Origin of the sequence: Bartonella vinsonii subsp. vinsonii (assembly GCF_902825235.1) — a bacterium.
Taxonomy (GTDB): Bacteria; Pseudomonadota; Alphaproteobacteria; order Rhizobiales; family Rhizobiaceae; genus Bartonella; species Bartonella vinsonii.
In genome coordinates this window covers 90,890-111,151 of sequence record NZ_CADEAJ010000006.1, presented here as the reverse complement: position 1 = coordinate 111,151, position 20,262 = coordinate 90,890, and the positions used below count along the sequence as shown (strand labels likewise).

17 protein-coding genes, 3 tRNA genes and 6 pseudogenes are annotated in these 20,262 nt (G+C 38.1%); 9 read left to right on the top strand and 17 right to left on the bottom strand.

The window, feature by feature from the left end; translation table 11 throughout:
• From J7R12_RS09000 to J7R12_RS05930, 5 genes and pseudogenes are all read right to left on the bottom strand, one after another.
• Positions 1-122 (bottom strand): annotated as a pseudogene (locus tag J7R12_RS09000) (late control protein); the annotation flags it as partial.
• Complete coding sequence (locus J7R12_RS05945; protein WP_126602603.1) at positions 122-376, bottom strand: tail protein X; 255 nt, start codon at positions 374-376, stop codon at positions 122-124. The pseudogene J7R12_RS09000 and the gene J7R12_RS05945, both read right to left, overlap by 1 nt.
• Positions 373-835: pseudogene (locus J7R12_RS05940) on the bottom strand (phage tail protein). Before J7R12_RS05940 ends, J7R12_RS05945 begins: the two are co-directional and overlap by 4 nt.
• A gap of 56 nt (positions 836-891) precedes the next feature.
• A pseudogene (locus J7R12_RS05935) lies at positions 892-1,707 on the bottom strand (DUF3987 domain-containing protein); the annotation flags it as partial.
• 15 nt (positions 1,708-1,722) lie between these two features.
• Positions 1,723-1,959, bottom strand: a pseudogene (locus tag J7R12_RS05930) (toprim domain-containing protein); the annotation flags it as partial.
• Positions 1,960-2,159: 200 nt separating this feature from the next.
• Between J7R12_RS05930 and J7R12_RS05925 the strand changes: the two are divergent.
• Entirely contained in the window at positions 2,160-2,429 is a 270-nt protein-coding gene (locus J7R12_RS05925; protein WP_126603432.1) for a DUF2147 domain-containing protein, read from the top strand.
• A 213-nt stretch (positions 2,430-2,642) separates the two neighbouring features.
• Here J7R12_RS05925 and J7R12_RS08995 read toward each other — a convergent pair.
• The 4 genes and pseudogenes from J7R12_RS08995 to J7R12_RS05910 form a co-directional block, all read right to left on the bottom strand.
• A pseudogene (locus J7R12_RS08995) lies at positions 2,643-2,865 on the bottom strand (Arm DNA-binding domain-containing protein); the annotation flags it as partial.
• A 167-nt stretch (positions 2,866-3,032) separates the two neighbouring features.
• Positions 3,033-4,406 (bottom strand): annotated as a pseudogene (locus tag J7R12_RS09200) (transposase domain-containing protein); the annotation flags it as partial.
• 2 nt (positions 4,407-4,408) lie between these two features.
• Positions 4,409-4,552: a hypothetical protein gene (locus J7R12_RS05915; protein WP_164713732.1), complete on the bottom strand. Its 144-nt coding sequence runs from the start codon at positions 4,550-4,552 to the stop codon at positions 4,409-4,411.
• A 244-nt stretch (positions 4,553-4,796) separates the two neighbouring features.
• Positions 4,797-5,297, bottom strand: coding sequence for an Hsp20 family protein (locus J7R12_RS05910; RefSeq protein ID WP_126603433.1), 501 nt, complete (start codon positions 5,295-5,297; stop codon positions 4,797-4,799).
• 273 nt (positions 5,298-5,570) lie between these two features.
• On the opposite strand from J7R12_RS05910, the gene J7R12_RS05905 reads away from it, so the two are divergent.
• The 3 genes from J7R12_RS05905 to J7R12_RS05895 all read left to right on the top strand — a co-directional run bounded on the left by J7R12_RS05905 (position 5,571) and on the right by J7R12_RS05895 (position 7,766).
• Positions 5,571-6,488 carry a serine aminopeptidase domain-containing protein gene (locus tag J7R12_RS05905; RefSeq protein ID WP_126603434.1) on the top strand — a complete coding sequence of 306 codons (918 nt, stop codon included), beginning with the start codon at positions 5,571-5,573 and terminating at the stop codon, positions 6,486-6,488.
• Between the two features lie 742 nt (positions 6,489-7,230).
• Positions 7,231-7,593 carry a cell cycle two-component system response regulator CpdR gene (cpdR, locus tag J7R12_RS05900; RefSeq protein ID WP_126603435.1) on the top strand — a complete coding sequence of 121 codons (363 nt, stop codon included), beginning with the start codon at positions 7,231-7,233 and terminating at the stop codon, positions 7,591-7,593.
• A gap of 98 nt (positions 7,594-7,691) precedes the next feature.
• A tRNA-Val gene (locus J7R12_RS05895) sits at positions 7,692-7,766 on the top strand.
• A 665-nt stretch (positions 7,767-8,431) separates the two neighbouring features.
• Here the strand turns inward: J7R12_RS05895 and J7R12_RS05890 are convergent.
• The 5 genes from J7R12_RS05890 to J7R12_RS05870 form a co-directional block, all read right to left on the bottom strand.
• Positions 8,432-8,508: transfer RNA gene (locus J7R12_RS05890), tRNA-Arg, on the bottom strand.
• A gap of 38 nt (positions 8,509-8,546) precedes the next feature.
• A complete protein-coding gene (locus tag J7R12_RS05885; protein ID WP_126603436.1) occupies positions 8,547-8,852 on the bottom strand; it encodes an ETC complex I subunit in 306 nt (101 codons plus the stop codon).
• Between the two features lie 87 nt (positions 8,853-8,939).
• Positions 8,940-9,016 (bottom strand) — tRNA-Pro (locus J7R12_RS05880).
• A 413-nt stretch (positions 9,017-9,429) separates the two neighbouring features.
• On the bottom strand, positions 9,430-10,119 hold the full coding sequence (hdaA, locus tag J7R12_RS05875; protein WP_126603437.1) for a DnaA regulatory inactivator HdaA: 690 nt from the start codon (positions 10,117-10,119) through the stop codon (positions 9,430-9,432).
• Complete coding sequence (locus J7R12_RS05870; RefSeq protein ID WP_126603438.1) at positions 10,116-11,327, bottom strand: AI-2E family transporter; 1,212 nt, start codon at positions 11,325-11,327, stop codon at positions 10,116-10,118. Before J7R12_RS05870 ends, hdaA begins: the two co-directional genes overlap by 4 nt.
• Positions 11,328-11,492: 165 nt before the next feature.
• On the opposite strand from J7R12_RS05870, the gene purM reads away from it, so the two are divergent.
• Both purM and purN read left to right on the top strand, forming a co-directional pair.
• Positions 11,493-12,578, top strand: coding sequence for a phosphoribosylformylglycinamidine cyclo-ligase (gene purM / locus J7R12_RS05865; RefSeq protein WP_126603439.1), 1,086 nt, complete (start codon positions 11,493-11,495; stop codon positions 12,576-12,578).
• Positions 12,575-13,186 carry a phosphoribosylglycinamide formyltransferase gene (gene purN, locus J7R12_RS05860; protein ID WP_126603440.1) on the top strand — a complete coding sequence of 204 codons (612 nt, stop codon included), beginning with the start codon at positions 12,575-12,577 and terminating at the stop codon, positions 13,184-13,186. Before purM ends, purN begins: the two co-directional genes overlap by 4 nt.
• A 268-nt stretch (positions 13,187-13,454) precedes the next feature.
• Here the strand turns inward: purN and J7R12_RS05855 are convergent, their stop codons facing one another.
• Positions 13,455-15,998 (bottom strand): response regulator, encoded by a 2,544-nt coding sequence (locus J7R12_RS05855; protein ID WP_126603441.1) that lies wholly within the window; start codon positions 15,996-15,998, stop codon positions 13,455-13,457.
• 212 nt (positions 15,999-16,210) lie between these two features.
• Between J7R12_RS05855 and J7R12_RS05850 the strand changes: the two genes are divergently transcribed.
• Entirely contained in the window at positions 16,211-16,729 is a 519-nt protein-coding gene (locus tag J7R12_RS05850) for a flagellar biosynthetic protein FliO (protein WP_126603442.1), read from the top strand.
• A 53-nt stretch (positions 16,730-16,782) separates the two neighbouring features.
• On the opposite strand, the gene dksA is transcribed toward J7R12_RS05850, so the two are convergent.
• Positions 16,783-17,199, bottom strand: a complete 417-nt coding sequence (gene dksA / locus J7R12_RS05845; protein ID WP_126603443.1) for an RNA polymerase-binding protein DksA — start codon at positions 17,197-17,199, stop codon at positions 16,783-16,785.
• 317 nt (positions 17,200-17,516) lie between these two features.
• A complete protein-coding gene (locus tag J7R12_RS05840; protein ID WP_126603444.1) occupies positions 17,517-18,050 on the bottom strand; it encodes a flavin reductase in 534 nt (177 codons plus the stop codon).
• 157 nt (positions 18,051-18,207) lie between these two features.
• Between J7R12_RS05840 and rpe the strand changes: the two genes are divergently transcribed.
• Both rpe and purB read left to right on the top strand, forming a co-directional pair.
• Positions 18,208-18,882, top strand: coding sequence for a ribulose-phosphate 3-epimerase (gene rpe / locus J7R12_RS05835; RefSeq protein ID WP_126603445.1), 675 nt, complete (start codon positions 18,208-18,210; stop codon positions 18,880-18,882).
• A gap of 10 nt (positions 18,883-18,892) precedes the next feature.
• Positions 18,893-20,197, top strand: coding sequence for an adenylosuccinate lyase (gene purB / locus J7R12_RS05830; protein WP_126603446.1), 1,305 nt, complete (start codon positions 18,893-18,895; stop codon positions 20,195-20,197).
• Positions 20,198-20,262: the final 65 nt, after the last annotated feature.

Genomic DNA, 20,262 nt, shown 5'->3' with positions numbered 1-20,262 from the left:
TCAAATCTATCCGCTTCATTGCCGGCATGGTCCGTAATGGTTGCATTTAAAAGACGCTGGTAAAAAACCTCATGCACGGGTTTGTCTTCCACCTTAACCATAATAAAGGGGTATGTGCGCATTAATCGCATAACCGCTTCACCATGCTTTGGGGATTGTGAAGTGCGAATTCAGGCAGAATGACCTTTAAGCCCCGCGGCAAAAGCACACCATATTGGGCAATCTCTGGATTGGCTTCCAGTGTGGCTTTGAGATAGCCTTTTAATGCTCCAACTTGCGCAAAGTCCCCTAATACAGCCATGGCATGTTGAAAGCAGATGAGATCAAGACTCATATACTCTAGCTCTACAACAACGTGCTTTTCTGGTACCTTCATGGTGTATATCCCATCTGATATTGCCCCACCTGAGTTTGACCTTGGGGTTTTCCCCCATCGAAAAACGGCAATAAACTGATGGAATAGCGGATACGCTGCGATTGACCAGAGCGGCTAATATAGTCGTGGTCTTTTGTGAGAGTGGTGATCCACCACGGGACCATGGAGAAGGGCGCTATAGCTCATATCATTCATCCAACGAAGCATCTGTACGGGTTTAGCTGCTCGTATCGTTCTGCTGAGTGCGTCAATAGCTGCACGGTCACCAAATTCTTCTGGAAACCAAACTCCATGAATGGTCTTTGCATCATTGCCATAGCCAGTAAATTGCAAACTGGGGGATCTACCAAAACGCTCCATAGAGACCCATGAGGCAAAAAACTCTTCCTCGAAGGATTGGAAATTCAGCCAGTCCACATAAAATTGATGTGGACCTAACATCATCAAAGGATCTCTCATTGCCTCCCTCCCCTCATTTTGTTCTTTCCATTATTCTGTTCCACCATGCAGAGTATAGACTTATCACCATTAAAAGCTGTCAGATAAAAAGAACGCTCTGATTGATATTCCTTACGTTCCAAGTTTGCTAAAAAACTAGCCAGTTCATCACGGACCAATAATAATCCACGCGGGTTTTCTTTGAGTAATTCCCCTAGCTTTTCTACGGTCACATCATTGACAATAAGACGCCGTTTGACCAAAGTATCATCCTCACTTTCTTTGTGTTCGAAAGGTTCAGCAAGAAGAACAAGGGCTTGTTTTTTGTCTTTATTTTTTTAAGCTTTTCCCGCTTGTTCTTTCTTTTCTCGTTTGTCTAATTCCATGAGAATATCTTTTGTTTCTTGCTGTTTTTTCTGTTATCTCCATTCTTGATACCATTCGTTTTGAAAAACATACAAAGGAGCTAAAGCTGCTTGCATAGCAGGTGTTTTCTTAGCAGAAGGTTGACCAATAATCACACCCCACAGATTAGGAACAATTTTCCAATCATTACTATACTGTTTTGGAGCTATGCGAACTCCATTACCAATAAGGGCAGCTAACCCACATAAGGCAGAAACAGCAACGAAATTGACAGGGGATTGTTGACTATCAGCCACGTCATAAATATAGCGTCTCAACGTTAAAGGCATTTGTTCTGGAGCAAAAGGTTCAACCGGTAAAAGAGCGGTGTTAATGGGTTTTAATTCGCCCCAACCCACTTGTTGCAAGGCCTGTTCATAAGGGATGGCTTGTAAACAAGCATGGTCCTTTAGAGAGACAGTGTCGTTATTGTTATCAGTATTATTTACAGAGCTATTTTCATTATTATATTGAACGTCTTGTTTCATTTTTTTGTCCTTAAAATTGAATAGAAAATGATTAAAATCAGAGCCATGGTGAGCTTGTATCATAAAGACTTTGAAGCCTTGGCTATAAGCACGGGCAGCAAGAGTAAAACCTGCTTTATGACCCGCCTCATCTCCATCCATAGCTACAGTGAGATGGGCTTGGCATTGAGGTAAATTCACATGCATCATGCCACTGGCTGAAAGGGACGCCCATAAAGTCACAGGCTCTAATAATATACCAGATAGCAGAGTGGGTTTACTGTCAGAATTACAATGCTGAAGATCTTTTCATTTGTGTTCTTTGTATTATCATTCTTCAGCAAAGCATTAAAATATATATTTAAAATGATAGTAATTATTCGTAATATTGATTGTTTTTTTTAATATAAAAATATGCTAATAAAATAATTTATGAATTTTTATAGTATTTATAATTATTCAAGGAGAATAAAATGAAGAAGACTTTGAAATTATTGAGTGCTTTATTGGTTATGGTTGGATGTTATCAAGCTCAATTGCCTCAAACGATTGCAGGTACATGGAAGAAATGTGGCGCAAATCAATTTGAAAAAAAAGTTTTTGTTCATGGTGTCCAAGAGGATTTTCAAAATGACCCTGCATTTATAGAATGGTGTATAGTACATGACAAAAATCCGGAGTGTAATCCTTTAGGATCTCGCAATCCACGGAAGTTTAGCAGAACTCTTGGGCACTCGAACTAACACTGATGAAAATAGCGATGTACTCTCTTTAACTGATGAAAAAATAAACATAGAAAGCCTATAAAAGAAGGCTATAACAAAAAAGTAGCTTCATTCTATAAAAGCTGAGGAAAAGTGGCATTATTAATTGGGATGCAGATAAAGCGTTATGGGCTAGAGGGCAATGCATCTCATGAACAGAGCATTTCAAGGGGGGCTCCATCGTGGTTATTGAACAGAACGCCATTGGGTTGCAGTTTCACGTGCTTGTTTTAAAGAAACATCTCTTAAAGCACCCAAGCCCATTTCACGACGGCGCCCGTGAATGGTATATCGGTAAAGCTATTGAACACCCTCATCTTTACACTTATGAAGTGTGCAAGCTGGCACCATCATTATATTTTCCAGCCCCCAATGTTGCGACAACCCTTGCATTAAGACGATTCATAAGAGGCATTTTTGCTCCTTTCTAAACGTTTTTTTACCCACACGACAGCCCCGCTTATGACGTGCAAATAAATGATTATGATTGATTGAACATAAGCAGGTTTGAGATGAGAGAAGCTTACAATATTCGGGGGTCTAATTCAATATAAAAAACAGTAAATTATAATTATAAATCAATGCGTTGTAGCTTTCTACAAAGGTCTCATCAAAACTGCGCCCCACACATGTCAGCACCTTGCGCCCTGTTTGCGCATTGTGTGCACAAATTTGCGCACCAACATGGGCTTTGAATTCTTCAAATCCTATCGCGCGCTTGCCATAATCTTCAGGCTTGGCATCTGGTTTATTGCCCGTATAAGCCCCCGCACAAAAGGGATGTTTCGAAATCGCTTCTGCCAGATCACGCCATGCCCGCTCAATCGGTTGAGACTGTCCGCTATAAGGTGTGGTCCATTGCAATTGCACACCCAAACTCATCAAAAGACCCTGCGGATCATCCGGCTTAATCTTAAAGCGAAAACGGTTTTGTACTCCCCCAGAAATCCACTTGCTGATAAAAGCACGCCCATTATCCAAGGTCATACGCTCTGGTATTCCATAAGCTTCCACCATGTCCCCAATCACCAAACGTACGATTTCCCAAGTCTCGGCATCAGACAGGCGCCACGATAAAATCTTGCCCGAATAAAGATCTTGTATGGCAATCAAATAAAGCCGCACAGGCTTCTCCGCCCAAGGCACATTCACAAAAACATCCAGCTTATGCCCGTCCATATTGACCGCTTGCAAAGCATGTAGGTTTGAGCGATCACGTCGTTGTGCTGGATAAAGCTTTTTTGCTTTTTCTTCTCCCTCACGCGCCAAAACCACAACCGCTTTGGAAACTTGCGCCTTAAAATGACGCTGCAAAGCCCGCTCTGAAGGTATTGGCTCTCAACCCCGCTCCTGCGCAACCGAAACCAAGCGCCGATAACACGCCGAAAATGCCGGTTTAGAGGGGCGCAAATAATCTGAACAGAACACCTCCCACGCCCCCTCATGACAAGGAGCAAATTGCGAAACATTCTCCTCACCATAACAAGGCGCTAAGGCTGCCAACCAATCAGGGCGCTCATACCCCTCCACCATCTACCGCAAATTTAAAAGCGACATCCGGCTCACACCAAATTGCACCGCACTCAAACTTGCCGCATCATGCACGCCTAGACCGCCATGGATCAAATCATTCATAAGCAAAATGCCTTCAAACGCTCTTCACAGCGCCTTTGAAAGCCTCTCATAACGCACCCAAATACTTGTCTTTTGCTCCTCTTGCATTTGTTTTGCATCAACACCCACTCCAAATCCCACCAACAACGCCGCCCGTGCCCCCTCCGGCAATAAAGAAATGTGAACTTCTACAATAGGTCGAAACGCTCCTTTAACTTTGCGTATTAATTCACTCTGATAACGCCATTTGGTCGACAAAATGCTACGAAATCCACTTTTACTTTTCGCCAACCCTGGCAAAGCTGCCTCAGCCAATTCAGCGATACTAAACCATTCCTTCATGGCTACCCCCTTTTAATTCGAACCGGCGTTGCGCGCATAAGTTTCAATCGCGCAGCAATCTCCCGCTGTTCCTGCTGCAACCGTGCAATCTCTGCTAACCGCGCCTCATCCCCTTGCAACAACAGCAATCCATCTTTACTCAGCACCTCTTCCCACTTAGTATAAAACCTAGTGTCAAACTACATTTGTGAAGGAAGGTGTTATTTTATTGCAGATATGAAGTTTTGAAAAACTATCCCATTTCCTCAATTTATCATGCTATACGAGAGAGTATTATCATAAATTGGGAAGAAAGAGTTTTTATCTACACAGTTTTTCTTTCAATAAACAAGATAAGAAAACGCGAGACAAAAGCCTCGCGTTAGTCTGCTATCTTAAAAGAATTGATTATTATTCTGTTTTTTCAGCTTCTAAACTCGCTTTACGCATATTATGGTTATTATTATCATTTTTCGTAGCAGATGATGATGTCTGTACAGCTATCTTTTTTGGCTTTAGCTCAGCCGGCATTTCTCTTTTAAGCTGAATATGAAGAAGTCCATCACCAAGTTCTGCTCCAATAACCTTAACATGATCAGCCAAATGAAAACGCCGCTCAAAAGCACGCGAAGCAATACCTCGATAAAGGAATTCTCGCTCTTCATCATCGTTATCAGGTTTTCTCTCACCCTTAACGATTAACTGATTACAATGCGTTTCTATATCAATTTCATCTTGAGAAAAACCAGCAATAGCCATAGAAATTCTATAAGAATCTTCAGTTAAACGCTCAATATTATATGGTGGATAGGAAGAAATATCGTCTGGTTTTGTTCTGGAATCAAACCAGTTAAAAAGATGGTCAAAACCTACTGTTGAACGATAAAATGGTGCAAAATCTACTTGACGCATAACATTGCCCTCCTTTAGAGCGACTATAATTAAATTGGCTCACAAAGTTCCAAAGAGCAAACTTGCTCGTGAACCAGCGGCCCCAGAGTGGCGACCACACTAATTATCTGGTAATTGCTCTGCCCTATGTCAACTCTTTTATGCTTGAATTCGTAAAAATACAAAAAAAGCAACATAACTGTTTCTTAACCCTTCTTTATCATGATATGAAGAGCAATCCTTTCATTATCTCACTTTGCACTAAGTCGCAAAATACACTATAAAAGTTGTCAATTGGAAACACCTCTTTATTCTACAAATTGGAATTCCGTTCCTCCTCATATCTGGAATAACTTCCTTAAAATAGCTATTGATCGCGAAATTCGTTTTGCGATAACCGATCCTGAAATAAGAAAATCCAAAGGAACAGTTGTTATTCTCCAAAGCTATGCGGATTCTTTAGAAGAATATTTTTTACCAATGAATGAAATTTCTAAACGCGGCTTTCATACAGCAATATTTGACTGGTTTGGTGAAAAAAAAACACCTTCTAATACAAAAAAACAGAGCAGATATCATTATTTTGATATTAATAATGATATTAATGACTTAGATGAATTTCTTAAAAATGTTGTTTATCCTAATTGTCCATCACCTTACTACATGTTAACCTATGGTATAGGTGGATTGATTGCCCTTAGCGGGCTGGATCTCATTAATTATCAATTTAATAGAATGCTCTGCGTTTCTCCCCTTTTTGCTCCGTTTGGCAATAAAACGAATGGTTTTCAACATAAATTAACACAGCTTCTTACTGATATAGGTCTTGGATTCTTACCGGTTAAAGGTAGGAAAAAACTCAAACAAACACAACAAAAAAATAGACAATTGGGACGCATTTACAACATCCCTTCTCCCTTTATCAAGAACCCAACATCCCAATGGATGACATCGGTACTTAACGCTATTGCTTCTATGAAAAAAAATATATTTCATGGGCATCTACAAATCCCAACACTGTTTATTCTCGCCAATCAAAACAATATTGCGAATAACATTGAAGTGCAGCAATTATGTCAACATCTACGTCTGACAGAGTGTATCACCATCACAGGTGCTAACCTTGATACGATCATGCATGAAGAAGATTACGAAAAACAATTTTGGGCTGCATTTGATGCATTTATTCCCAATGAAAGTAATCTTTCTTAATAAAACCATAATTTAATGGATAAAAAGGAAACATTCATTTCAGTAAAAAACAAGAGAAATTCTTTTGTATATAAAAAATCTTTTCGCAAAACTTCATTAACACTATAAAAAACTCAAGGTTAGATCTTTGCTTATAATATAATAAAATTTAAAATTTTTATGTTACATGAATGTGCCAAAAAATAAAAATGATGAGTTGACAAAGTCCAAGACAATATGATGTAGTTCTTTAAACATATTAAAATTTTATTTCTAGTGTGTTATTAAAAATTTTATTTTTATGTTACAGTATAAGATGATGATTTTTATCCATTTAAAGCTAACACTCTAGAAACAAACTCTGTACACTCACAATGTACAGTCGTAAAAATACAGGAAACAAATAGCCATAAACTCTACCTTGCCGTATAACTGCTCAAAAAGAGTAAATGAATATAATATCCCTCTCATTTCCTAATGATAGTCTCTTACATGAATATTCTTATAGGAGCTCTAAGCAAAATGAAAAAAAGAAAGAGAAATTACGATTAATCACGCTTAAAGTTTTTTTCTTTCAATGTCACATACATTTCGAATTTAACGAACTCACAACTAATATGCTGTATTCTTGACAAAATGTAAGAATTAACCATTTTGCCATTCATTTCAATTATGAGCATTTTATCATCTTTTTTATAAAGACTCTCTATTGTATAATCGATGTGGCAAAAACTCTGATGAATGGAGCTATTGGAACATAATCATGAAACGAATCCTGCTCGCAGAAGATGATAACGATATGCGTCGCTTTCTAGCAAAAGCCTTAGAACGTGCAGGCTACGAAGTCGCCGATTTTGATAATGGTGCTAGCGCATATGAACGTTTACAAGAAGAACCCTTTTCCCTTCTCCTTACTGATATTGTGATGCCAGAAATGGATGGAATCGAACTGGCACGACGCGCTACTGAAATTGATCCTGATTTACGAGTGATGTTCATTACAGGCTTTGCAGCGGTTGCACTCAATTCAAATAGCGAGGCTCCCCCTGACGCAAAAGTACTTTCTAAACCATTTCACCTGCGTGAGCTCGTTAATGAGGTTGAAAAAATACTTATAGCTGCTTAAGAGAACATTTTTCTGAGTTATTCATGCCTAATTAAAGAGAAAACTAAATTAGGTATTGACGTTTGTAATTCTATGTGGTGTATGCAACGTCATTGAATGGGCGTGTAGCTCAGCGGGAGAGCACTACGTTGACATCGTAGGGGTCACAGGTTCAATCCCTGTCACGCCCACCATGTGCTTTTAAACTTCACGTAACTTATTTATTCTATACATGTTTTTTAAGGTGCGGGGTGCGTAAATAAAGATTAGAGAATAGGATTTCGAATCATGCCTCTACAACATGTAGCATCTTCTTTCCCTTTCGCTTCCCTAATCACTTCTCATAATTCTTTGAATTCTGCTAAATTCTGTTATGAAGAACTACTCAATAATCTTACAAACATATCTATAATTCCACAGCCTAACGAATCAAAAGATTTATGTTGTAATGATTTTACGATAAGCATCTGCTTCTTTTCTCAAGAGTACTGTTATCTCTTAAGATAATCTGTTTTTCTTGAAAATTCATTCATTCCTACATTCCTACTGGATTTTTTTGCAAAAACAGTCTGATATAAGGACTACAATGCAGCAGAGATTAAAAACAGTATATAAAAATTGAGAAAAGAAGCCGTAATATATAAAGATAATGCTGGCGTGACAGCTTCAAAAATGAAAGAAACTTTTTAATTAAACTGAAGATAGCGCAATATCTTTCTCTATAAGAAGAAACATAGAGAAAACAACCAGCAATAGAAGCAATGAAAAAACTAAAAACGTTTGGAGCAAACAAAAACACGCCAAACAAAACAAAGGAATTAAGCTTCCCGAACTTTTAAATTTTTGTCCTTACTAAATATGGTGATCCCGACAGGATTCGAACCTGTGACCCACGGCTTAGAAGGCCGTTGCTCTATCCAGCTGAGCTACGGGACCAACTGATTATTTTCTCAATTCAAAAGAGCATTCTTAACTCAATGTGTCCAAGATAGCTGCCTATCACTGCGAAAATTATCAGAATAGGAAACAGCACGTCGAATCGATCTATGTCTCTTTTCTATACGATAAGGAATAGCATTCTTATGCGCAAAAGCAATTGCCTCTTCCTTCCTATTAAACTGAATTCTTACCTGATTATTCATATCAGATGTCGCCGTATATCCCATAAGAGGCTCAAGCATTTTTGCCTGCAACGGCTCATATTGTAAAATCCAAAAACCAGTATTTCTCTTACCTGACTGCATCGCCGTCTTCGCAGGACTATAAATACGTGCGATCATGGTTATTTTCCTTCAGAATATCCAACGCTTGAAAATAATTTCTCATCATACATTCAATTGGACTATTCTCCTATATAAAATCAAACATGGTCGGAGCGATAGGATTCGAACCTACGACCCCCTGATCCCAAATCAGGTGCGCTACCAGGCTGCGCTACGCTCCGCCATTTACATTTACGACGCATATTCCCTAAAATTTTCACAACAGAAGTGCAAGAGAAAAACACATTTTTTTTAAATTTTTGTTGTTTTTCTTTACAAGAAAAATTTTTTTAAAAGCTTTTTCTGCTAAATAACGCATTCAATGAGCAAAAATAGGAAAATAATATCCCCACAAAAACAAAGCTACCCCACATTAACAAACAACGTACCTCTCCATAAACCATTTGAACAATGTCTAAAGTGCATTATAAAAGAAATGCATCATGCAAAAAAACATAACAATTACTGTTTCTTCACCTCGAGCGAGGCCCCAAAAGCCGAAAACGGAAATAACAGCATTTCTCTCTGCACATTATAATAACAACAGAATACAAGCATTTTTTATTCAATAATTTGCACAGTGCTAAAAAAGCATTTATTGCATTTGCCTATTAAGAACCTCACCAATAATAGCACGTGTTATTTTGCTTTTTCTTTGTAATGCTAATTGATCAACAGAATCGATAACACGCTTCAATGAAAATAAAGAACGCTCACAACGACTCACAAGATAATAAACAGTATCTGGATGGACAATAATCTGTCTATCAGAAAAAAGTTTAAAAGCGACAGCTGTTAACAACGCATCATCAGGTTGATTAATTGCAACCAACATCACAGAATTAAGACGACTTTTTAAATCATTTAACTTCAAATTCCACACGGAAGGTACTGTACGTGCAGTTATCAACAAAGTAGCTTGACATGCATCAAGATTTGCTTGCTTAACGCTATTAATTAAGTGGAAAAGCCCTGTCTCATTGATTTCACCCGTATCAATATCCTCAATTAAAAAAGCTCTTCCTGAAGAAGCCATAGCAATAGCTTGATCGATTTCATTGCGAGGAAGAATTAAAGCTTTAGCGTTTTGCGCCCATAGGTTAGAAAAATGGGTTTTTCCAGATCCCTCTTCTCCAACCAAAACTGCGATAGGTAAAACCCAGTTTGGCCAATGGTCAACAAGCTGAAAAGCCATACGATTGCTTTCCGTTACGACCAAATCATCAAATTGGAAAGTTGAATTATAAGAAAAATTTAAGGGTAATTGCGTTTCACGCTTCTTCATTCTAGCGTCTCCGAATTTCCACTTCGCGAATACATTTGAGAATTAAGGTAAGTATGAAGAGCAAAGCGAACTAAAACACCGACAGCCGCTGCTGCAGGAACAGCAACAAGCATGCCAGTGAAACCAAAGAGTGAAGAAAATGCAAAAAGTGCAAACATTAACCAGACCGGATGAAGCCCCACTGATGAACCCACAAGTTTTGGTTGAAGAATAGAGCCTTCAATAAATTGTCCAATTAAGAAAAGAACCATGATAACGACGATCCATCCCCAATTGTTTGGATAAAACTGGACCCATGCAACGCCAACAGAGAGCACAAAACCACTCATTGTACCAATATAAGGAATAAAGCTGATAAGGCCAATAAACATACCAATCAAAAGACCAAAATTGAGCCCCGTAATTGTCAGAGCAATAGCATAATATCCTCCCAATATTAAACAAACTGTCCCTTGTCCACGAACAAAGCCAGCAATAGCTCGATCCATTTCATGAAAAATACTGCGAACGGTTTCAAGATGATCCCGCGGGATCAACGAATCAACTGCTGCAACCATACGCGGCCAATCTAATAACATGTAAAATGCCACAACAGGTGCCACAATAAAAAGACTAACGAGATTAACGATTGATTTTCCTGACTTCAAAAGTGAATTCAAGAGAGATGTAATAAAATCAGAACTTTTTCCTAAAAGCCCTTTAATATTACTTTGCAATTCATTTGGATCACTCCCAAAATAGTGCCTGACCCAATCAAAATCATGCTCAACAAAAAAAGTTTGAATACGATTAATATAAATGGGTAAACCATCACTCATAAATTGTTGTATTTGCCAACTGATGATAGGAATTAAAATAATTAAAGAAGCAACAAAAACAACAACAATAAACAAGGTAATGAGAATAGTGCCAAAAACACGACGAATCCCACACCTTTCAAGTAATTGGACAATAGGATTAAGAAAGTAAGCCAATACAATCCCTGCTACAAAAGGAAGCAAAACAGATCCAAAAACAAACATAAAAAGAATGAAAAAAACCAGCGTACCAAGCCAGAAAAAAATTTGTTTTTTCATATTATTCGGTAACGGAACTTGAGTATAAGCTGGTACATAAGTCTTATAACGGTCACGGGATTCATTTTCATTCACTTTCTTCTTCATAAGCTTCCAAGAAGACTGTCCGTGCTTATCTGAACTCTTGCTCATAAAATATCCTAAAAAAACGCTTCACAAAGATTATAAATTGCCTCAACATGGGTCTCAAGCAGGGTTGCATATTTTCTTAAATAGTAAATTAATATCTCTTGCAGAGAGAACTCTATCATGGCATTGCATAACATCAAAACCTGATTTTCCATAAGGAAGGTTCCAATGAGCAATCAAGATATCATGAATGATAAATCCAAATGTGGTCTTACCTATGCAAAAGCCGGTGTAAATATCGATATGGGTAACGCCATGGTAGAAAAAATTAAACCTTTCATACGCTCAACAAAACGAGCAGGAGCAGATGCTGAAATTGGCGGTTTTGGTGGGCTCTTCGATTTAAAAGCAGCAGGCTTCACAGATCCCATTCTCGTAGCAGCCAATGATGGTGTGGGAACAAAATTAAAAATTGCCATTGAAGTAGGTATCCATGACACTGTGGGGATTGATCTCGTTGCCATGTGTGTCAATGATTTACTTGTACAAGGTGCCGAACCTCTCTTTTTCCTCGATTATTTTGCAACTGGTAAGCTTGATCCTGAACAGGGTGCAGCAATTGTTTCTGGAATTGCAGAAGGATGCAAACAAGCAGGTGCGGCCCTCATTGGAGGAGAAACGGCAGAAATGCCAGATATGTATGCAGAAGGAGATTATGATTTAGCGGGCTTTGCTGTAGGAGCATGCGAACGCAGCGCATTACTCCCTTCAAAAGATCTTACAGAAGGAGACGTTATTTTAGGCCTTAACGCATCTGGAGTTCATTCCAACGGTTTTTCTCTCGTAAGGCAAATCATTCAACAAAGTAATTTAAAATGGGAAGACTCTGCCCCTTTCAATCCTCAAATCAGTCTTGGTGCAGCATTGCTCACACCGACACGCATTTATGTAAAATCGCTCCTACCCATCATGAGAAACGACAAAGGAATCAAAGCTCTTGCTCACATCACAGGTGGAGGCTTTCCTGAAAATATCCCACGTGTGCTTCCATCTTCTCTTTGCGCTGAAATTAATCTTTCTGCTATCCATGTTCCATCAGTCTTTTCTTGGATTGCCAAACAAGGCAAAATAGAGAAAAAAGAAATGTTACGAACATTCAATTGCGGCATTGGCATGGTTATTATTGTAGCGCAAGATGCAGTTGAAAAAATTACGCAAATACTCGAAATGCAAGGAGAAACAATTACCCTACTTGGCATTTTAACAAAACGCCAAGACAAAGGAATACTTTATAAAGGGGAACTTCACTTATGAAAAAAAAAATAATTGTTTTTATTTCCGGCAACGGATCCAATATGGTTGCTCTTGCCAAAGCAAGCCAACAAAAGGAATACCCCGCTGAGATCATAGCAGTTATTTGCGATAATCCTCATGCTGCCGGTATTGAAAAAGCACGCAACAATAACTTTCCCACACATGTCATTGATCGTAAAGGCTACCCAACAAAAGAAGAACACGAAGAAGCTATCTTGGCGATTTTAGCCCAATATCAACCAGATCTACTGTGCTTTGCAGGATATATGCGCCTTATCTCATCGCATTTTGTAAAACTTTACGAAGAACGAATTTTAAACATTCACCCTTCCCTTTTACCTTCATTTAAAGGCTTAAATACGCATGAAAGGGCTTTAGAAGCAGGCGTTAAAATCACTGGTTGCACTGTTCATCTTGTTACAGAAGATATAGATGCAGGAAAGATTCTTGCTCAAGCGGCTGTTCCAGTCTGTCCAAACGATACCGCTGAGAGCTTAGCGCAGAGAGTTCTTAAAGCAGAACATAAACTTTATCCTGAAGCCTTAAAAGCCTTCATTGAAGGAAGTGAAAAAATGAGAGATACCGAACAACAACTTTTATCCTTTTGAGTATGTTAAACAGCGGTTTTTAATATTGCGCTCCCAATTTACCTCTTCCTCACTTATAAAGTTTTAACATAACAGAATCTATTATCTGACAAATATTTTTTTAGAATGTGTAATACTTTTTTAAAGATTTCTGAGAGTCAATTCCCAAACTACTTTTTATCCTGTTCACCCCTTTTAGAAATTTCTATGTTGATCTGTTCAAAATACTCCAATTTTTCGGCCAAAAAATCTTACGACAAACAATTTCTCTCTTACATAATTTTTCATCTCATTGTGCAAGTGTTTCTTTAACTGTTAAAGCTAACTGCTTGAGTGTAAATGGCTTAGATAAGAAACCAAACACAGCATCTTGTGGAAGATTTTTAGCAAAAGCATCTTTTGCGTACCCAGAAACAAAAATAAACTTGATATCAGGATAGCTCTTGCGCACTTCCTTGAGTAAAGTCGGCCCATCCATTTCTGGCATCACCACATCGGAAACAATAAGATCAACAGTGCCCTTATTTTCCTCAAGAATATTGAGTGCTTCCACTCCACTGGCAGCCTCTAAAACAGTATATCCTCTCATTTGAAGTGCTCTCACCCCCCCCGTTCTGACAGCATCTTCATCTTCAACCAATAAAACGGTCGCAGATCCTGTTAAGTCGGTATTTTTTTCTTGCTCTTCACATTTTTCAATCTGTGGAAAAACTTCTACATTATGAGGAGGAATATAGCGGGGAAGAAAAATATGAAATGTTGCTCCTTCCCTTTCTTTACTCTCACAATAAATATAACCACCTGTCTGTTTGATAATTCCATAAACCATGGATAAACCGAGCCCAGTTCCTTTTCCAACTTCTTTTGTTGTAAAAAATGGTTCAAACATTTTTTCTTGTGTCGCAGATGATATACCGGTTCCTGTATCTGAAATAGTTAATTGTACATACTCACCAATTCCAAAACCAACATGATCAAACTCAGCACTTTGTTGTTTTGTAATATTGTTTGTCGCAATTGTAACAATACCTCCATCGGGCATAGCATCACGCGCATTAATAACCAAATTCATAATAACACGCTGGAAAGACGCTTGATCGACTTCAACGCTCCACAAATCTCTTCCATGAATAATCTTTAACTGAATATTATTCCCTAACAAGGGTAAAACAAGATTGCGAATATCTGATAAAAACTCTGTAAAATCAACCTGTTCAGGGCGAAGTGTTTGTTTTCTAGAAAAAGCCAATAATTGCTGCACAAGTGCTGCTGCACGATTAGCATTATTTTTGATATTGATAAGATCAGCATGTGCAGGGTCAGAACTACGATGTGTATTTAAAAGCAGATCGCATGACATCAAAATTGCTGTTAAAACGTTATTAAAATCATGAGCAATACCACCAGCCAATTGACCAACAGCTTGCATTTTTTGGCTTTGCACCATTTTATCTTCAAGTGTTTTTTGCTCTGTTATTTCTACCACAGAGACAATGATGAAATCTCGTAAGACATCATCATAATACGGCTTTACAGGCATCACATGAAGACGTAAATGACGTTCCTCATTGTTTTCTAAAACAGTTTCTATCAAAACTGTACAGTCCTTATTTGTCATAATTTTCTGAAATGCACGCTCTAACTGTGCACAATCACGATGAGAGATAACATCATAAAGATTAAGAGTTCCGTCTATACATCCCATGAGTGATGAAAAGACATTATTGATGTGAATAAAGTGTCCTTTTTGATTCACCACTGCTATTGCAAATGGACTCGCATCAAAATATTCTACTAATGCATTAGGTAATTTAAATTGATCATCGTTTTCTCTCTGTTCTATTTGCTGTGGGATTATCACAATACGATAAACGGCTTCATCCTCTAAAAACGAAGAAGCACACATAAAACAATTCAATATCTTTTTAGGAGAAGTCTCTAAATTTAAAGCTAGCGAAAACGTATAAGGCAAAGAGTAACCTGAACTTTGATATTTGTTGCTTTGCAAACAAATATCACTCCATGTGCTATTGGCTCCAACACTATCAAATAACTGATCAAAACTATATTGACCAACAGAAAAATTTGCCAAATCAATTGCAAACCATTCAGCAAAAATCGCATTTGCATACAGAATCATCCCCTGTGTGTTAACGGATAAAAAACCAACAGGAGCTTGATCTAAATGATTGATCGCTTCTTGAAGATTCGAGAAAAAAACTTCACGATTTTCCTGTAAATGCGAAATATCAGCAATACGCCAAAATAAAAACTTTTCACTGTGCTTTGTGATCGGTTGAACAGAAATGTTATACCAAAAGGGTTTTTTATGTGTAGAATGGGAAAAAATCGGCTGCTCCACTCTGAACTCTTCTTGTGCTGCAAGATTACTACATGCCGCAGCCTTTAAGCGATACGCAAGCGCACCAGCTTCTGGAAGATCAGCAATAACCACATAGCAAGAAGCCTCAGGCTTATAGGTGAGAATTTTTTGATAACTTTGATTAGAATAATAAACAAAACCTGATAAATCAGAGACTATAATTGCATCATCAGTATCATTAAAGATAGCCAGATCAAACGCATCATGCAACTGTGCCACATGATATCTCAAAAACCCCATCCCACTCAAAACAAGTGCAGCAGCCCCTATCACCGCCAAAACCAAAAAAGATGCCAATTCCATCTTTTGTAAAGAGCTCAGCGGATAAAAAAAACTGAGAAGTGCTATAATGAATAGAAACGCTAATATTAAAAAAATACCAAGAATCATACTTCTTCGATATACAGAAAAAGACGATGATTTCTTATTCTTCTCAAAACCTTTATTCATTTCACTTTGCCTTGATCATAGCTGCTTCTTATGCCACAAATACCCTCTATAATCATTTATGAAGTATAGGGCATGATACTATCTTTCTCAGAAAAATCACTCAAATGTTAAAAAGATCTTTTCTTCTCTTAATAAGCAAACCTTTTAAGGGTATATTTACGAACTTATTTCAATAAAAAATAATATTTCCATTCTCAAATGGGAGGAATTCTATGTATGTCTGGTTATCAAACCAAATAGGCGCATCAGCGGCTAACATAACCGTAAGTTTTATATTTTTCATAATAACAATAACAGCTATTGCTGCAATCCTCCTGTTTTTATGCCGTTTAAAGAGAAAGAAATTCAGGTTCCACAAAAAAAAGCATCTATCGCGATTAACTTTATGTGAGACAATTGCCCTTGATCGCACACGCCGTCTCGTTTTGGTACGTTGTGATGATAAAGAGCATTTGCTCCTTATCGGCGGGCTAACAGATGTTGTTGTAGAGTCCAATATTACCAGCACACCCATCATACAGAAGAGAGAAACGCAGCCAACATTAACACCAACAGAAGCCAACCCAAAACTTAGCCTTACAGAAAAAAGATCTTCTTCGGGAAAAAGAGAGCACACGAAAGACAAAACCTCCACACCTTTTATAAATCAAAACGTTGAAGATTCAGCGATCACTGCAGAAATTGAAGGGCGACAAGAGCCCTCTCTATTTATCCCTACTCAAAAAAAATAAAATACGAAATTCTCATACCATGCACTTCATTTATCGATCACCGCAATCAAACCTTAATCATCACGATAAACTTTTTCCCGTCGCTCGTGGCGCTCTTGTGCTTCCAATGATAAAACTGCAATCGGCCGTGCCTCAAGACGCTTTATACTAATCGGTTCGCCAGTTTCCTCACAAAAACCGTAAGTTCCATTATCAATACGCTCCAAAGCAGCTTCTATTTTTGCGATGAGTTTTCTCTGACGATCGCGAGCGCGCAATTCGATTGTACGATCAGTTTCACAAGAGGCTCTGTCAGTCAAATCAGGTTGACCAACATTCTCTTCTTGTAAATTTTCTAAAGTCTCACGCGCTTCTTTTAATATATCATTCTTCCAAGAAACTAATTTAGCACGAAAATATGCCTTTTGCCGCTCATTCATGAAAGGCTCATCTTCACTAGGGCGATATTGACTATCAATCTCTTCGCTCATGCCATAAAAACCTCCACATATGGTAAGTGCGGTCTATATATTGTGCAACAACGATCAACACAAGAGTAAAATGCTTTTTTATAACAACCTACAAATATGTTTAAAGTTATCATTTTTTAGCTGCTTCTTTGCATAACATGTATTTTCTTGGCATAATTTCTGTCAGGAATCTCCCTTTTTTCGTTATGCCGGCAAGATCTATATAAAGAGAGAAATTTAAATATTCAGTGTCATGTGAAATAATCCTTACTCATTTGATTAAGTGCAACCTTAAGCTTACCAACAAAATTCATCTCAAAATGCAAAAATTAAAATCCTTACAAAAGAAGAGTATGATATCCACGATTCAAATACATCAAAGCATCTTTTTCTTGATTAGAGTGAATTGCAACAACCTCACCAATCAAAACACAATGCGTTGCATGTTCATGCCAACAAATTAAACGGCAATCAAAAGACGCTAAAGCATCTGAGAGACTAGGAGCACCTGTTTGCAAAGTACTCCATTGTTCTCTATCAAAACGTTCATTTTGTGCATAATTGCAACGCCTAGAAAAAATATCTGCTAAGAAACGATGCTTTCCTGCCAAACTATTCACACAAAAGTTTCCATTCTTTATAAACCATTGATTCTTAGGATTATGTCGTCTGAGGCAAACAAGGACTGTTGGAGGATCATCAGATAAAGAACAACACGCTGAAACTGTTACCCCGCGCTTTCCATGAATTCCATTTGTTGTCACAATATGTACAGCTCCTGCAAAATGGCTCATAGCATCTCGATATTCTTGCGAAGAAACAGTAATATTATGTTGAAGTTTAGGCATTAAATGTGTTGTATGGTTTGACATATCTTTCACTTAAATACAGCTTTAAAAGCTCAAACAATTTTTCCATAAAAAGGTCTATTACACGTATTTCTTCTTTTACATCATATAACACAAAAGACATTTTAGTATACACAACGACATGATAAAAACAGCCAACAAGCCAATCAAGGAGATCTTAATGCCCCATTCTCATCTCATTTCACCTTCACTCTTGGCTTCTGATTTTTCCAAACTTGGCCAAGAAGTATTGGATGTTGTTGATGCGGGTGCAGATTGGCTCCATCTTGATATTATGGATGGCCATTTTGTTCCTAATATTACTTTTGGTCCTGATATCGTCAAGGCACTGCGTCCATTAACCAACGCAATATTTGATGTTCATTTAATGATCGCACCAGTCGATCTTTATCTTGAAGCTTTTGCAAAAGCGGGTGCAGATATTATAACCATTCATGCTGAAGCAGGTCCCCATCTTCATCGTTCACTCCAAAAAATTAAAGAAAGTGGAAAAAAAGCAGGAATTGCAATTAACCCAAGTACACCAGAACATGTGCTTGAATATTTGCTTGATCAATTAGATCTTATTCTCATCATGACTGTTAATCCTGGTTTTGGTGGGCAAAATTTTATCCCAGAAATGAAAGATAAAATCAAACGTGTTAAAAGCATGATTGCTAACAGACCTATTGATCTTGAAGTCGATGGTGGTATCACTGTTGATACAATCGGGATAGCTGCAAAAGCTGGTGCCAATGTCTTTGTCGCAGGCTCTGCAATTTATAAAAATGGAAACAAAGAACTTTACAAAACCCGTATTCACGCATTGCGCCAAGCAGCCAATCTCTCACAATAAAGGAAAAATTATGATAACACGTTACTCTCGTTCTGAAATGGTCTCAATTTGGTCACCTCAAACGAAATATCGTATTTGGTTTGAAATTGAAGCACATGCTTGTGATGCTTTAGCTGAGCTAGGAATTATTCCAAAAGAATCAGCAAAAATCATTTGGGAAAAAGGGGCAGCAGCTGAATTTGATGTCAACCGCATTAATGAAATTGAAGCGATCACCAAGCATGATGTTATAGCATTTCTCACCCACTTAGCTGAATTTGTTGGACCAGAAGCACGTTTTATCCACCAAGGTATGACATCATCAGATGTTCTAGATACAACGCTTAATATTCAATTGATGCGTGCCAGCGATCTTTTACTAAAAGATATAGATCAGCTTCTTGAAGCATTAAAAAAACGCGCTTTTGAACATAAAGAAACAATTACCATTGGGCGAAGTCATGGCATTCATGCTGAACCAACAACATTTGGGGTTAAATTTGCTCTTGCATACGCTGAATTTTCCCGTTGTCGCAAACGCCTCCTTGCAGCACGCGAAGAAATTTCCACCTGTGCTATTTCAGGAGCTGTCGGAACATTTGCTAATATTGATCCGCGTGTTGAAGAACATGTAGCGAAAGCACTAGGAATGCGTGTTGAACCCGTTTCTACTCAAGTTATACCACGCGACCGTCACGCCATGTTCTTTGCAACGCTTGGTGTTATTGCTTCATCTATTGAAAGATTAGCCATCGAAATACGCCATCTACAACGCACAGAAGTCCTTGAAGCAGAAGAGCATTTCTCACCTGGACAAAAAGGCTCATCTGCTATGCCCCATAAACGTAATCCAGTTTTAACAGAAAATTTAACTGGGTTAGCACGTATGATTCGTGCATTTGCAATACCTGCCATGGAAAATGTAGCACTTTGGCATGAACGTGATATTTCTCATTCATCTGTTGAGCGTTATATTGGTCCTGATGCTACCATTACACTTGATTTTGCTCTTGTGCGACTCACATCTGTCATTGAAAATTTGATTGTCTATCCAGAAAATATGCAAAAAAATCTCAATAAATTTTGTGGGCTCGTTCACTCACAACGCGTACTTTTAGCGCTTACGCAAGCTGGATTGAGCCGTGAAGACTCCTATCGAATTGTACAACGAAATGCGATGAAGGTTTGGGAGCAAGGAAAAGATTTCTTAGAAGAATTGCTCAGCGACAAAGATGTAACAAAAGCTTTAAGTGAAGCGGAACTGCGTGAAAAATTCGACCTTTCATATCACACCAAACATATCAACACAATTTTTAAACGCGTTTTTGGGGAGTGACAAAAAATGCATACAAAAAACAAACATCGGGAAACAAACACATTATTTCCGCTATGACACAAAAT